This window comes from Bacillus sp. 01N45, assembly GCF_056399205.1.
The window spans coordinates 1-14,479 of record NZ_JBFTQW010000004.1 but is presented as its reverse complement, the minus strand read 5'-3'; the positions used below and the strand labels follow the sequence as shown (position 1 = coordinate 14,479).

The 14,479-nt window shown below is 34.2% G+C and carries 13 protein-coding genes; 9 read left to right on the top strand and 4 right to left on the bottom strand.

Annotated features, from left to right (window positions below):
• Positions 1-202: 202 nt before the first annotated feature.
• From AC1DMU_RS10605 to cuyA, 4 genes are all read left to right on the top strand, one after another.
• A complete protein-coding gene (locus tag AC1DMU_RS10605) occupies positions 203-1,117 on the top strand; it encodes a class I SAM-dependent methyltransferase (RefSeq protein WP_142291776.1) in 915 nt (304 codons plus the stop codon).
• Positions 1,118-1,670: 553 nt separating this feature from the next.
• Positions 1,671-3,212 carry a serine hydrolase domain-containing protein gene (locus AC1DMU_RS10600; protein ID WP_088063977.1) on the top strand — a complete coding sequence of 514 codons (1,542 nt, stop codon included), beginning with the start codon at positions 1,671-1,673 and terminating at the stop codon, positions 3,210-3,212.
• 196 nt (positions 3,213-3,408) lie between these two features.
• Entirely contained in the window at positions 3,409-4,641 is a 1,233-nt protein-coding gene (locus AC1DMU_RS10595) for a DUF4073 domain-containing protein (protein WP_088063976.1), read from the top strand.
• A gap of 311 nt (positions 4,642-4,952) precedes the next feature.
• Complete coding sequence (gene cuyA, locus AC1DMU_RS10590; RefSeq protein ID WP_088063975.1) at positions 4,953-5,948, top strand: D-cysteate sulfo-lyase; 996 nt, start codon at positions 4,953-4,955, stop codon at positions 5,946-5,948.
• 169 nt (positions 5,949-6,117) lie between these two features.
• Here the strand turns inward: cuyA and AC1DMU_RS10585 are convergent, their stop codons facing one another.
• Positions 6,118-6,408, bottom strand: a complete 291-nt coding sequence (locus AC1DMU_RS10585) for a hypothetical protein (RefSeq protein ID WP_088063973.1) — start codon at positions 6,406-6,408, stop codon at positions 6,118-6,120.
• 102 nt (positions 6,409-6,510) lie between these two features.
• Between AC1DMU_RS10585 and AC1DMU_RS10580 the strand changes: the two genes are divergently transcribed.
• The 3 genes from AC1DMU_RS10580 to AC1DMU_RS10570 all read left to right on the top strand — a co-directional run bounded on the left by AC1DMU_RS10580 (position 6,511) and on the right by AC1DMU_RS10570 (position 9,864).
• Positions 6,511-6,933, top strand: coding sequence for a YhfM domain-containing protein (locus tag AC1DMU_RS10580; RefSeq protein ID WP_097907138.1), 423 nt, complete (start codon positions 6,511-6,513; stop codon positions 6,931-6,933).
• A 944-nt stretch (positions 6,934-7,877) separates the two neighbouring features.
• The gene (locus AC1DMU_RS10575; RefSeq protein ID WP_088063971.1) at positions 7,878-9,323 is read left to right on the top strand and encodes a L,D-transpeptidase family protein; all 1,446 of its coding nucleotides are present in this window, start codon (positions 7,878-7,880) and stop codon (positions 9,321-9,323) included.
• Between the two features lie 325 nt (positions 9,324-9,648).
• Complete coding sequence (locus AC1DMU_RS10570; RefSeq protein ID WP_001104093.1) at positions 9,649-9,864, top strand: hypothetical protein; 216 nt, start codon at positions 9,649-9,651, stop codon at positions 9,862-9,864.
• A 192-nt stretch (positions 9,865-10,056) separates the two neighbouring features.
• Here the strand turns inward: AC1DMU_RS10570 and AC1DMU_RS10565 are convergent, their stop codons facing one another.
• Positions 10,057-11,430 carry a sensor histidine kinase gene (locus AC1DMU_RS10565; RefSeq protein WP_088063970.1) on the bottom strand — a complete coding sequence of 458 codons (1,374 nt, stop codon included), beginning with the start codon at positions 11,428-11,430 and terminating at the stop codon, positions 10,057-10,059.
• A complete protein-coding gene (locus AC1DMU_RS10560; RefSeq protein ID WP_087984229.1) occupies positions 11,427-12,101 on the bottom strand; it encodes a response regulator transcription factor in 675 nt (224 codons plus the stop codon). The genes AC1DMU_RS10565 and AC1DMU_RS10560 overlap by 4 nt, the downstream gene beginning before the upstream one ends.
• 176 nt (positions 12,102-12,277) lie before the next feature.
• On the opposite strand from AC1DMU_RS10560, the gene AC1DMU_RS10555 reads away from it, so the two are divergent.
• The gene (locus AC1DMU_RS10555; RefSeq protein WP_088063969.1) at positions 12,278-12,748 is read left to right on the top strand and encodes a hypothetical protein; all 471 of its coding nucleotides are present in this window, start codon (positions 12,278-12,280) and stop codon (positions 12,746-12,748) included.
• A gap of 20 nt (positions 12,749-12,768) precedes the next feature.
• Complete coding sequence (locus AC1DMU_RS10550) at positions 12,769-13,092, top strand: PepSY domain-containing protein (protein ID WP_088063968.1); 324 nt, start codon at positions 12,769-12,771, stop codon at positions 13,090-13,092.
• A gap of 143 nt (positions 13,093-13,235) precedes the next feature.
• Here AC1DMU_RS10550 and AC1DMU_RS10545 read toward each other — a convergent pair whose 3' ends face one another.
• Positions 13,236-13,568, bottom strand: a complete 333-nt coding sequence (locus AC1DMU_RS10545) for a DUF1904 family protein (RefSeq protein WP_088063967.1) — start codon at positions 13,566-13,568, stop codon at positions 13,236-13,238.
• Positions 13,569-14,479: the final 911 nt, after the last annotated feature.

The following is a 14,479-nucleotide window of genomic DNA, read 5'->3' as shown; positions in this document are numbered from 1 at the left end:
TGTTATCATTTGGGACATTCGATGTGAATTGACAATTTTCCTGCTAGAGAATATACAAAATGTCGGAGTAGTAGTAGGCTGAAAACTTGACAAAAAAACTTATTTATGCTATAATTTACCAATATAAAAATAAAGTGTATAATAGGGTTCTCCTGGCCAGGGGAACCCTATTTTTGTTGTGAAAATGAAGGAGTGTATGTGCGTGAAAAAAGATGAAGCGAGTGTAACGTCGCTAGTATCAGCTTTCGGAAGGGCGTACCATAGTGAATTTGATAGTCCTAAAATCTTTGATGATTATGTAGCTAAAGATTTCATTTCAAAAAAAGAACGTAACGATATTGAAACAAATATGGTCCAAGGAATCCATTTTTTCAATACAGACATTGCACAAAAGTTTCAAGACAATCCACAAGAAATATTAAAATGGATTACACAAGTTCAATTATCACCAACACCTTTGGCACGTGCGGCATATTGTGAAAGAGTATTGCTACATGAAATTACATTAGGCGCAAAACAATACGTCATACTCGGTGCAGGCTTAGATACATTCAGCTTTAGACACCGAGAATTAGAGAATGAAATAGAAATATTTGAAGTAGATCATCCTTCTACACAAAGGTTTAAGAGGGGGAGAATAAAAGAAGCAGTACTTGAAACTCCAAACAACCTTCATTTTGTTTCGATGGATTTCACGAAAGGGTTTTCCAGTGAACAGTTACGGAATGAAGGATTTGAAAATAAAAAGACTTTCTTTAGCCTATTAGGTGTTACGTACTATTTAACGAAAGAGGAGCTTTCTAGTTTAATAGAAAATTTATTCGAGATGGTTCCAGTGGGGAGCTCTATCGTATTCGATTATCCGGATGAAAACTTATTTACGGAAAAAGGATTGTCCAATCGAGTTGAAAATATGGTAAAAATGGCTGCAGTAGGCGGAGAACCGATGAAATCGTGTTTTTCTTATGCTGAAATGGAAGCACTGTTAGAGAAGGTAGGCTTACTCATTTATGAGCACTTATCACCAGAGGATATTCATACATTATATTTTGAAGGACGAAACGATTATTTAAAAGCTTTTGAGACGGTGCATTATGTGCATGCGGTGAAGAAGTAGGAATTAGTAGGCATGGGGAGAAATCTCTGTGTCTTTTTTTGGGGGAGAACAAGGAGGTATTAATAGGAAGAGAAATTCGATAATGTAAAGAATATGAAGTATGAATGTAATAAATTAAGTAGCAATGATAAAGGAGAACATAATGTACACAATTGGACAAGTTGCTAAATTTTTAGATGTATCTAGAGATACTTTGAAGTTTTAATCAAAATGTGTGGGGTTCTTCTTTTTATAGAATAAATATTTGCAGCAATACTTTGGTCAAATTCTAATTAAAACTAAAATCCACCTTTTCTATTATAAATTTTTGTAGTTTGGAATATATCTATTTGATTAACCAAACTAGTATTTTAGGGGCCTTAACTGAAACAATAGATATAACTTCATATCAATCTTGTTAATGAATTTCATTGCCCTCAGATAAAGGACAATAGTAGATCTTTGATTTTTATTACAATTTTGTAAGGTTAAGTAATAAAAATCGATAGAACAGGATATTAGAATGGGATACTCTGATTGATGGATAGAATATTCTGAAAAAAAGGTGGAGCAAATGAAGAATAGACAAAAAGCATCGATAATATGCAAAAGTATTTTATGTTTAATGATTTACATATTTATTACGAATGAAGCATGGTTTACAAATGTGGTGAGGGCAGAATCGGGCACGTTGACTGATAGGAGTATAGAGGATTTCAAAAAAAAGCTGGATGAACAGGTACCAAAATGGCAAGAGAATTATGAGGTACCAGGGGTTGCAATAGGGATTGTACATGAGGGGCGTATTGCTTATACACTTAACTACGGTTATGTAGACAAAAAGACAAAAAAAGCGGTGAGTGACGATACATTGTTTCAAGCTGGTTCCATATCTAAAAACCTTACAGCGTGGGGAATCCTACATCTTGTAGATGAAGGGCATTTATCACTAGATGATCCCGTTGGAAAATATCTGACCAAATGGAAATTACCTAATTCAGAGTTTAATAATAATGAAGTCACAATAAGAAGATTGTTAAGCCATACAGCAGGGCTGTCTGCACATAAAGGATACCTCGGGGTTACACCAGGGAAACATCTTGACTCTATTGAGGAGTCTCTGTCTGGAAAAGGATGGCTTAATGAACCAGTGGAGGTTACCAATAAACCAGGTTCAGAAACAATTTACTCTGGTGGCGGATATACAATTTTACAACTTGTAATTGAAGAGGTTACCGGAATACCGTTTGATCGTTATATGGAAGAACAAATTATGAAACCTTTAGGAATGAAATCTAGTTCATTCTTACAACGTCCTGAAAACCATAACCTTTCGAAAGCTTATGGATATTTTGGAGAGGAGCTCCCTAGTTACCAATTTACCGAACAGGCTGCTGCAGGTCTTAAGACAAATGTTACCGATATGATGACATTGATACTTGCAAGCATGGATGCACATAATAAAGGGAATGGTGTCATCAAAAGTGAACGTGTTACGGAAATGCAAAAGCCGGTATTAGGGGAGAATGGTTTAGGTATATTTGAAAAAAAACTATCTAATCAATGGAAATTAATTTATCATTCTGGTGATAATCGAGGGTGGCATTCTTTTTATGGTTTCATTCCTAATACAAAGGATGGATTGGTAATCCTCACGAATAGTGAAGGTGGTATAGACTTACGACAGGATATTTACCACGCATGGATTGAATATGAAACTGGAAAATTACCTGAAAGTTACTTCTCTCTAGCTGAGCAGAGAAAAAACAACTCTATTACATCAATTGTTATTGGAGCCACACTTGGTTTATATTTGCTGCTATTTGTGATTAGATTGTACAAAGGTAGAAGAACTTTCATTTTTAAGCAAGAGAAGAGATCCTACATCGGATTAGTAGTTAGGACATTTTTACTTATTAGTACTGCTATCCTCGTTTTTTGTGCTGCCTATTTTTGGAGAGTTTTCAGCTTGAATTCCGGTAATACAATAAATTTTATTCTAATAATGGTATGGATTATAACATTATTAATTAGTGGATTTTTCCCGAAAATTAGAAGTAATAAAAAACAACGTATGAAACGAAAAGATTTAACATCAAAATTTACATGTATGTAATGTTAAAAGCTAGAAAGCTAGATTGACGTAAATCGCTAATTGTGGTTTGCAAAAAACGACAAAATCTCTTAAAAAACACTTAACTTTTAACGTCATCTATCTTTACAATCCCTCCCTATAATGTGAATTGGACAAGCATCTAAGAGAAAGCAGAACATGGCAGTTTGTACATTCTATTATTAGGGGGAGAATTTGTATGAAAAAGACAGTTGCTTCGTTAGCAGTTATGGCGGCATTATTGCCGACGTTTTCAGTGTATGCAGAAGGGAAAGAGCAAGTTCGAAAATCAGCTACAACTTTTAATGTTATTAGTGACATTCAAGGGGATTTAGGAGACTTTGATCATGTGTTAAAAGATATGAACAAAGTGACGCCACTTTCTAGAGCGCTTATTATGAATGGGGATATAACGCCAACTGGACAACAGTCACAATACGATGATGTGAAGCGTGTGTTAAACAAAAATAAGCATCCAGAGAATGTATGGTCAACTGTTGGGAATCATGAGTTTTATGCTGGTAAATGGACAGCTGATGGAAAGCTCTCTCAAAGTACATGGCCAAATGGTGTAACGGAAGAAACGCTATTTAACCGCTACTTACAATTTAGCGGGCAAGAAAAGGTATATCATAAAAAAGAATTAGACGGTTATCCGCTTTTATTTTTAGGAACTGAAAAATATATGAAATACCACGATTCAAAAATGTGGGATGAAGTATTTATGAGTGATGAGCAATTAGGTTGGTTAAAACAAAATTTAGAAGAATATAGCCAAAAAGATAAAAATAAGCCCATTTTCATTTTCTCTCATCACGTTTTACCGGATACAGTATCTGGATCAAGACAATCACCGTATTTAAATGACTATTTAAACGTGGATAAATTGTACGATATATTAAAAGATTACCCGCAAGTTGTTTTCTTCACGAGTCACACGCATTGGGATTTAAACTTACCGGACTGGGCTGGAAAAAAGAAAATTGCAGGCGGAGATGAAAAAGGATTTACAGTTGTAAATACGGGCGGTATTGAAACTGGATGGATGTCGGCTGGACCAAATGGCGGAGAGAAGACTGCTCCTGATGGCTATTCATTTAAACAAGGATTACAAGTGAAAGCATATGGTAACGATGTAATGGTAACAGCTTACGATTATAAACGTGATAAGGATATAAAGAAGCTATTAATTAGTGATGCGAAAGTCGCACAAATGGCACCAAATGTAACAGCTGACGATAGTAAAAATGTAATTGTCGGTGCAACGGAGTATATGGAGTACTCTGTAGAAGGAACGAACGAATGGTTGACGTATAATCCAGGGAATGCTCCGAAATTTGATGGGAACAAGGTTGTACACGTACGTCATAAAGGCGAAATGAATTTAGAGCCAGGATTAACACAGCTTCTTCGATTTTCGGCAAATAAGTGATTAGTAAGGGCCTACTTTTTAATAAGTGGGCTCTTTTGTGTTGTCGTTTTTTATCGGTAAGTCGATATATTTCAAGTTATGGACGATATATTTGAAAAAATCGTTCATATAAACTTCATGTACCGAAATAAAGTGAAAGTTATTAATGTAATTTCACGTACCGTATTGGAGTTAAAATTATTAATACAATTCCATTCACAAAAACCGAATTCCAACACATTTTTCACCCAGAAAGATGACTTCATCATTTTTACATGTAATAATAGTATCGTTACATACATTGTGAAAGAAGTACAAAAGGAGCGTTATTAATGAATTTAGCTAAATTCCCGAGAAAAAAATATACAGAGTCATATACTCCAATTGAAAAATTAAACAATTTTTCTGAAGCACTTGGTGGGCCGACTATTTATTTTAAACGAGATGATTTACTTGGTTTAACAGCTGGTGGTAATAAGACGAGAAAGTTAGAGTTTCTAGTTGCAGATGCACAGGCAAAAGGTGCAGATACGTTAATTACAGCTGGTGGTATTCAGTCAAATCATTGCCGTCTAACACTGGCAGCTGCGGTAAAAGAAAAAATGAAATGTATCCTTGTATTAGAAGAAGGGCTTGAGCCAGAAGAGAAGCCAGACTTTAACGGAAACTATTTCTTATATCATTTACTAGGTGCTGAAAATGTAATTGTTGTACCAAACGGAGCAGATCTTATGGAAGAGATGCATAAAGTAGCGAAAGAAGTAAGTGAAAAAGGTAATACACCATATGTAATACCAGTTGGTGGATCAAATCCTACTGGTGCAATGGGATACGTTGCTTGTGCGCAAGAAATTATGGCACAATCATTTGACCAAGGAATTGATTTCAGTACAGTTGTTTGCGTAAGTGGTAGTGCTGGTATGCACGCTGGTTTAATTACTGGTTTTGCTGGAACACAAAGTCACATTCCTGTAATCGGAATCAACGTAAGTAGAGGAAAAGCAGAACAAGAAGAGAAAGTAGCAAAACTTGTAGAGGAAACGTCAGCTCACGTTGGTATTCCGAACTTTATCCCGCGCGAAACTGTTACATGCTTTGATGAATATGTAGGACCAGGTTACGCGTTACCAACACCAGAAATGGTGGAAGCTGTTCAATTACTTGCGAAAACTGAAGGTATTTTACTCGATCCAGTATATACAGGTAAAGCAGTAGCGGGACTAATCGACTTAATTAAAAAAGGTACATTTAATAAAGAAGACAACATTTTATTCGTACATTCAGGTGGTTCACCAGCGTTATATGCGAATACGTCTTTATTTGCGTAAGTGTGAAAAGCATTGGGTATCCAATGCTTTTTTGTTATATAATGGAATTATTATGAAGTGAGAAGGGGGAGTATATGAGTACAAATGCAAAATGGACCATATATACGGTACTTAGCATTTCTATGTTACTAATTTTATTTGTGGCTTATGGAGTTTATTTATATTTCAATTAAGTGAAATGGTAACCAAACCAAAGGAAAAATAAAATAATTACTGTGTTAAATAGAGTAAAACATAAACCGATAATGGCTAAAATTTTCTTCTCAGATCGGCTACAAAAAGAGATAACTGCTAATATTATTACTATAACAGCAGAAGCTAATATGAAATAGGCGAAAGGTACAACATATTCTACTCCAACTCTGTCTAAAATAGGTGAGAAGAGAAAGAGATTAATAGTAACGAATATACTTACAATGAGAAACGTATAACTTTTCCAAGTGTATGTTTGTAACTGCATGGAACGATACTCCTTTCTCTTTATTATGTATATTTTTAAGTTTAAATTAATTACCTTTATTTTACAAATTAAAATATTTTGTATTGAAAAGAGGGTATGAATATGAAAATTAGAAATTGGTCTCTAGTCTTTATTGCGATCTGTATACTCATAATAACCGGCTGTTCAAATATATCAGGCAATGAAGATCAAAGAATCCAAGTGCAAAAACATATTGGTGATAATGAATATGAAGATCTTAAGGTAGTGAAAGATAATAATGAAGTGTTGCAAGTAAAGAAAATATTAAATGATATTACTTTTGAAAATAAAAAAGTGGAAATGTCTCGTCCAGCTGATTATCACTTTATTTTTCAATTTAAAAATCCGAAAATAGAGGCGAAAGCTGTGTCGTATCAAATTTGGGTAAGCCCTAATAAGGATAAAATAGAAATCAAGACGGGGGAAAATCGGTACGCTCAATTAGAAGGGAAACATGCAGCCACTTTGTTTCAGATTGTTACAGGGGAGAAACTAGTTGAATAAACGTATATAGGGTTATAGGAACTCAGCTCGTATTGTTCATTTTGGAGATAATTAGTATTCAACAAAAATAGCTATCTTTTTATATTGGAATAAATATTGAGAATCGGATAAAATGGAAATTGGACATTGACTTGATGAGCATGAGGTTCTCCGCTTATAAGCAGATTAATGAACATTAAGGTGTCCATTAATCCGCCATTGAATAATAATGCTAGGAAATATATTGTTTTTACAAAGATTCGATGTTATGTTTAATTTTCTCAATATAATATTTTCCTTATATAGGAGTGGCTATTTGAAGAAGTTAATATTATTAGTTTTATTGGCTACATGCTGTCTCACCATTGCAGGATGTTCTAATAATAGGATTACACCAAAGAATGAGTCTAAAACTTCAACATCTGTAAAGATTAAACGTATCAACAAAGCGTGGTACAAACATATTTAATAGTTTTAAGAAACTTGAAATTGTTGATGATAAAGGTCATAAGGTGAAATTCGTTAGACTGATAGTAGAGGTTGTGAAACCTGGTGAAAAGCGGGAAGCATAGTTTGCATTTGAATTTATAAAAAATGCGACATTAAAATATTCACAAAAAAGAGTCTACATGTAGTCCTTTTTTTGTGGATATTTTTCATAAATAATAGACATTCTATGGTGCCTTCCTCTGATTTGAACCATCCGGAAATTATTTTACCAAGTTAAGTAGTGTCGCCCTTCAAAATTCGGCGAATGCGAGGGACCCGTAGTAGCTCGATTGATATGGTCCTTTTTTCACTTTATCTATCATCTTAATGTATCTGTCTATTAAAAAATCTAACTTTAATCGATTAAATGAGATGAAATCTGTTAAAAATAATGAAATTTCAGGAAAAATAAGGTACACTATTCAATGGTTTTGGTTTAAAATCGATTGACGTTAATGTATACGGGGGAAAGATTAATGAACAACAATACAGTAAATGAATCTGTTGAAGAAGTTGAGAAAAAACGGGTAAGATCAAAAAAACGCTTTACAAATTGGAAGCTTATCGCAGCGGGTGGCGGTTTAATTGCACTTCTTATTGGAGGAATGAGTTATTATCAAGCAACTCACTTCAATTCGAATGTTACGATTAACGATACAAAAGTCGGTGGTTTGAGCGCTGATCAGGCAATACAGAAATTAAAAACGTCTGGGCTAGCAAATAAAGTCTATATTGATCAACAAGAAATTTTAGATGAACAAGATACAAAAACGGAACTGACGGAAAAAGATTTGCCACAAGTTAAGAAACTATTAAAAAGTCAGTGGACATTTTTCCCTTCTGCAAAGGAAAAAGATTATTCATTGCTACCGGAAAAAGCGGATCAGTATCGTAGTGAAACGATGAAAAAACTTGTAGAAGAAAAGCTCGTTTCTATGAATGAAAAATTAAAAGCACCTCAAGATGCTATGGCGAAGCTTGAACAAGGGAAAGTTGTAATTTCGAAGAGCGTTGATGGAAAACAGTATGACGTTACAAATCTACTAAAAGATTACGACAAGCAGAAGCATAAAAGCGAAATTCATCTGAAGTCTGCATACATACAGCCTATTAAAGAAGACGATCCAATCATCAAAAAAGAAGAGAAAGCATTACAAAATCTTCTTACGCAGTCTGTTGATTATAAAGTGCAGGATGAAGTGTATTCATTAAAAGCGAAAGATCTAATTCAAAATGCTACTATGTCAAAGGATATGAAAGTAAAAATCGATGCGAGCGACATTAAGAATAAGGTTGCTGAAATTAATAAGGCTAAATCTACATTACATAAAGACTTTGCTTTTAAAACACATTCTGGCTCGGTTATTTCAGTAAAGGGACAAGGATACGGCTGGGCACTAGATGTGGAAAAAGAAACAAAACAAGTTCAACAAGCCTTTGAGAAAGGCGAGAAATCGCTTTCTGCTTCTAATATTCACGGGAATGGTTGGGAGAAGGAAGGGATCGGCTATAAAACAACATCGAATAATGGCATTGGAGACACATATGCAGAAGTTTCTATTGCAGATCAACAAATTTGGATTTATAAAGATGGGAAATTAGTTGTCACAACCAATGTAGTAACGGGTAAACATAGCACGAGTGAAGATACATCACCAGGTGTGTGGTACGTTCTATATAAACGAACACCATACACGCTTAAAGGAAGCGCAGTAGGTAAAGCTGATTATGCAGTGAAAGTAGATTACTGGGTTCCATTCACAAATAGCGGTCAAGGATTCCATGATGCAGGCTGGCGAAAAGACTGGGGAAATAATGCTTATTTAACAGGAGGATCAGGCGGGTGTGTAAACCTTCTTCCTAACGTTGCAAAAACTGTATATGATAGTTTGAACACGTATGACCCAGTTATTGTTTACTAATAGCTATGTATTAAGACCATAAACGAATAAACAAAGCAAGAAATCTTACTTGATGTATATGAAAAAAAACCTCTTGAATTCGCATGCAAATTCAAGAGGTTTTTTTGTTTGAAAACAAGAGTTCATTGCTTCTAAGAAACAAAGTAGAAAGAGATTGAGATGAAGAAACAGGTATTCAAATAGTCAATAAAATTGACATTGAATATCATTTTCACTTATTATAGAATCATTGCATTTAATTAGACATGACTTTTTTATTAATATAATAGATTTTTAATAAGGTGTCCCATTAAAGAATTTAAACGTAGGAAAGGGTAATATAAAAATGAACTGGAAAAAAGGCGGATTATGGATCATTATTTTTTTCATTGTAAAAGGTACGATTTCTACACTGTTAATCGTTACAGGTGCTAAATATTTTAATTTATCATTTATGCAACTTTTCGCACTAGTACTGATCTTATTACTGATTTCTCTCATAAGCCGAAAATTGCTGTATAAACATAAACAAAACAAAAAGCAAAAAGAGCTAAATATATAATGAAGCCCCAGAGACCTTTGGATTTCTGGGGTTTTATTTCTATAGTTTTTTCTACATGTATATCAACTTAACAGAAAAGGTTGTCCAAAATGATAAAATCGATGTTGTTTAAAATGTGTCAATTATTTTTACATAAGGATTGAAGAGAGCTTTTGAATCAATCTTTATTTGGAAGCTACAGATGCGCATAAATTATGCTTGTTTTTCCATTGGTAGTTTAAATGTAAACGTACTGCCTTCTCCTAATTTACTTTCAACTGTAATTTCTCCTCCGTGTAGTTCGACAATCCATTTTACCATCGACAATCCTAAACCTGTGTTTCCGGTGCTTGAAGATGTTCGTGCTGCGTCAACTCGATAGAAGCGATCCCATATTTTCGTAATATGTTGCTCGCTGATGCCTATGCCATTATCGGAGACTTTACCTATTATGTTGGTTTCATCACGGAACAGTTGCATATGCACAGTGCCGTTCGCTTTGCTATAAGCAATCGCATTCGTTAGTAAATTCATTAATAAACGCATCATCAATGTTTGATCTGCTTTCATAAACAGGTTTTCCTCTATATGAGTTGTTATATCAATCGAAGCTTCTTGAACCATTAATGAAAGCTCTTCTACAACGATTTCCGTTAATTCACTCATATTGATACATTCAAATTGGAAAGTATTATGGTTTTCTTGGTCAGCTCTTGCTAATAATAAGAGTTGTGAGATTAGCGCGGACATTTTACGTGATTGCTTTAAAATTACTTCTAACGATTCTTCCATTTCTTTCGGATTATTCCTCAGTGATAAAGCGTATTCGCATTGCGAAATAATAACAGATGTTGGTGTTCTTAATTCATGAGATGCGTCAGATGTAAATTGTTTTTCACTTTCGAATGATGTCTCCAATCGCTCAAACATTTTGTCAAAGGTTTGTGCTAAATGATACATTTCGTCTTTCGGTGAACCTTGTAAATGAATTCTCTTGGAAAGGTCTTTACCATCACCAATTTTACTAGCTGAATCACTCATTTGTTGCACAGGTCGAAACGCTCTTTGTGTAATAAAATACCCTCCCACTGCGGCAATGAGAATAAGTAATGGGAATGAGATGAGTGTTATCACGATAAGCGTATTCATCGTTGATGATAATTGGCTCATAGTCATTATTCCACGAATCCAGACTTGCTCATCGCCGCCTGCATTATGGAGAAAATCATATACAATCCATTCTTTATTACCGTCTTTAATGGTTTGTATTTCATCGGATTTAAGCGATATCTTTTTATTAAAGCTTGTTGGACTATTTCCTGCCAGCAGCTCACCTTGTTTATTATAAATAATGATATTTACTCCATCTTCTAAGGGTTCAAAATCATCGTCCATCTTTAATTGTCTATGCTTATATTCAATATCTTCCATGCTTTCTTTTACTGTGCTCTTCAATTGATCTTTCATATTAAAAAGCAAAACTTTATCTGAAGAAGTTAAAATAAAAGCTAACACGAGTGCCATAATAATTACAATTAGCCCTGTATACCACAGGGTTACTTTCATTTTAATTGATAGTCTTTTCATGATTCTACTCGCAATACATAACCAGTTCCTCGTATTGTATGAATTAACTTCGTTTCAAACTGGCTATCAATTTTTTTACGAAGATAGCGGACGTAAACATCAATAATATTCGAGCCACCTTCATAGTCGTAATTCCACACATGTTGTTCAATTTTATCTCGTGTCAGCACAACGTCTTTATTACGAATCATATATTCTAAAATAGCAAATTCTTTACTGGAAAGAGTGATAACTTGGCCTCCTCTTGTTACTTTATGCATATTGCAGTCTACCACTAGGTCAGCGATTTCAAACACATTAGATGTGCTTCCTGTATTTCTTCGCATTAACACTCGAATTCTTGCTAGCAGTTCGTCAAAAGCAAACGGCTTTACTAAATAATCGTCCGCACCTAAGTCGAGTCCTGTTACGCGATCATCAATTGTATCTTTAGCTGTAAGAAGCAAGACAGGGGTTGTATGATTGTCCGCGCGTAATCTTTGTAATACTTGTAAACCATCTATTCCGGGAATCATAATGTCAAGCACAATCAAATCGTAGGTAGCCATGTTTATATAATCCAAGGCATCTTCGCCATTCCCACATGCATCGACACTATAATGTTCTGCATTTAATCGTTTTACTAATATATTTTGTAAGTCTTGTTCATCTTCGACAATAAGAACTCGCATTACCATTCTCCTTTTCTTCTTATTAATATGTATCAGTATAATTCCAAAACATTAAAGAAAGATTAGAAACTATTTAATTATATCATTTTATTTTTTTGTATATTAATCTTCCTTTAATGTTTGTTCAGTAATATAAAGGCAAGGATAAGATGCACATGTAAAGGGAGGAAAAAAGAATGAGAAAGTGGATGGTGATTGGAGCAATGTCTTGTTTATTCTTAACAGCTTGTTCTACTCAAGCTGATAACAATACAGAAGTACAACAACTGAAAGTGGAAAATGATACATTGCAAAAAGAAAGTGCTCAACTACAACAAGAACCACACAAAACAGGGCCTGCTGCGAATGATACGAAGCAAATACAAGATTTTAAAAATGAAGTCACATCTATCGTTGAAAAGGCAAATAATACGAAACCAGTTGGAGCAAAAGAAGAAAACTTAAATACGTACTTAGCAGCAAAAAAAGAAATTGATCAATTAGATGACAAAATAGATCTATCTGATAATCAGCTTGAAGCAGATTATCGTGCTGGAACGATAACTGTTGAACAATATGAAACGCAAGAAAGAGAACACGATATACTAGAAGATCAATTAGAGCAAGCAGAAAATGCACTTGAAGCAAGATTCGGAATAGATGATTAATCATGAAGGAGTGGATGAAAATGTTAAAACATAAAAAGAAAATAATGATAAGTATAATTGCTATTTTAGTAAGTGGTATTGCTATTGTTGGGGGATATTATGGTATGGGTTACAATTATGCAAAAAAGAATGAAAACTACACAGAGAAACAAGTTCGTGAAATTTCTTTATCTCATACAAAAGGAGAAATTATTAATGTGAAAAAAGAATTCGAATTAGAAGATGACAACTTAACACAATCTACATTTGAATATGAAGTGGAAATCAAAACACCTGATAATCTGTTAAATAGTTTAAAAGTTAGTGCTAGAACAGGTACAATAGAAATCAATAGTGAAGATTAAAAAAATATCGCATATTTGAAAAAACTCCTAACAAAATTTGTTAGGAGTTTTTTCATGTTTTGTGTTTGGATATTCGCTTTTCTTAGCTTGATAGCAATGTGGCTCTACCCCTTATAAACCGTACAAAAACCTTTCAAATAGCTCTAACTTGCACAATGCTTCCCGTTAATATAATACGCCGATTCTGTGAAAACCGTAAATACAACCTCTACTTCTGGAAGTCCAAAATCCATTACATATGTAGTAATGGCCTTGGCAAATCGATCACGAATTTCCTGTCCGCGCTCGAACCATTTCACTTCAATAAGAGGAAACGCTTCTATTTCTTCTCCATTGAATACAAACGTAGAACTTGGTAGTTCCAACGTAAAATTATCCGTACCACACTCACAAATCTCTGCGAGCTCTTCTACTAATGGCTTGCTTATGCGTTTTAATTGTTCAATAGTAATTCCACGAAATACAACATGCGGCATATGAATCCCTCCGTTAAATAGCTTTATATTTGCTCACATCATAACACAATTTATTTTACTGCACTAATATCTATTGGTACATTTCAATGACATTCTTAAGAATGATCATATGTTATTGAAGCAATACATGTATTATAACTATTTAAAACATTTGAGAGCTCGGTAATTGGGTAAATAAAAAAAGCCTTATCATTCTCCCTGTAAGGAAGCATGAGGGGAGGCCTCTGTTAGGAAAGGGATAGTACGCTTATATATTTTAAAAAGAAAAGACACCTTAAGGTGCCTTCCTCCGACTTGATAACCACTTTAATTTTAATAACATTGGATTCGCATCCGAATACTATTTTACTATGTTAAGTAATGTTGGTCATTGAGAAAGTCAAATACGTAGTGTTCATATATAGTGACACCTAGGAGGATGCAAGATGTAATACAGTTTTTTATTTATACAACAACAAAAAAGAATCCTAAAACCGTGCCGGGATAGGAATGTATAAAAAAATGCATAGATCGATAGAACAAAGAAAGGGGGTTCCCTTGTAAGGGGAAGATGCCTCCTTGTCCTTGCTACCGATAATAATGCGTTATGTAGACAATATTTGTATAGATAGGATATATAGTCCATACCCATCAACTTAAGAATTTAGAACTCCCCCAAAAAATTATGAGTTTTTTGTTACAAGTTATCACAAAATTTTCGTTTTTTGGGTAGTTTTATTTTCTTAGCTTGATTGCGATGAGCGGTACTCCATAAAGGCCCCTGATACATAATTGATGTTCTGCCATTTGTAGAAAACAATCCACTTATACCATTTTAACAAGAATAAATATCTCGTCCATGTTGTAATATTGGCTTACGTTAAGCTTGTGAAAAAAACATATTCATGTATAATACAATTGATGTATGATAC

Coding starts and splice junctions, on each gene's coding strand:
- AC1DMU_RS10575 (WP_088063971.1), top strand. CDS start 7,878: ATGAACAACAATACAGTAAATGAATCTGTTGAAGAAGTTGAGAAAAAA.
- AC1DMU_RS10545 (WP_088063967.1), bottom strand. CDS start 13,568: ATGCCGCATGTTGTATTTCGTGGAATTACTATTGAACAATTAAAACGC.
- AC1DMU_RS10565 (WP_088063970.1), bottom strand. CDS start 11,430: ATGAAAAGACTATCAATTAAAATGAAAGTAACCCTGTGGTATACAGGG.
- AC1DMU_RS10580 (WP_097907138.1), top strand. CDS start 6,511: ATGAAAATTAGAAATTGGTCTCTAGTCTTTATTGCGATCTGTATACTC.
- AC1DMU_RS10585 (WP_088063973.1), bottom strand. CDS start 6,408: ATGCAGTTACAAACATACACTTGGAAAAGTTATACGTTTCTCATTGTA.
- AC1DMU_RS10550 (WP_088063968.1), top strand. CDS start 12,769: ATGTTAAAACATAAAAAGAAAATAATGATAAGTATAATTGCTATTTTA.
- AC1DMU_RS10595 (WP_088063976.1), top strand. CDS start 3,409: ATGAAAAAGACAGTTGCTTCGTTAGCAGTTATGGCGGCATTATTGCCG.
- AC1DMU_RS10560 (WP_087984229.1), bottom strand. CDS start 12,101: ATGCGAGTTCTTATTGTCGAAGATGAACAAGACTTACAAAATATATTA.
- AC1DMU_RS10600 (WP_088063977.1), top strand. CDS start 1,671: ATGAAGAATAGACAAAAAGCATCGATAATATGCAAAAGTATTTTATGT.
- cuyA (WP_088063975.1), top strand. CDS start 4,953: ATGAATTTAGCTAAATTCCCGAGAAAAAAATATACAGAGTCATATACT.
- AC1DMU_RS10570 (WP_001104093.1), top strand. CDS start 9,649: ATGAACTGGAAAAAAGGCGGATTATGGATCATTATTTTTTTCATTGTA.
- AC1DMU_RS10555 (WP_088063969.1), top strand. CDS start 12,278: ATGAGAAAGTGGATGGTGATTGGAGCAATGTCTTGTTTATTCTTAACA.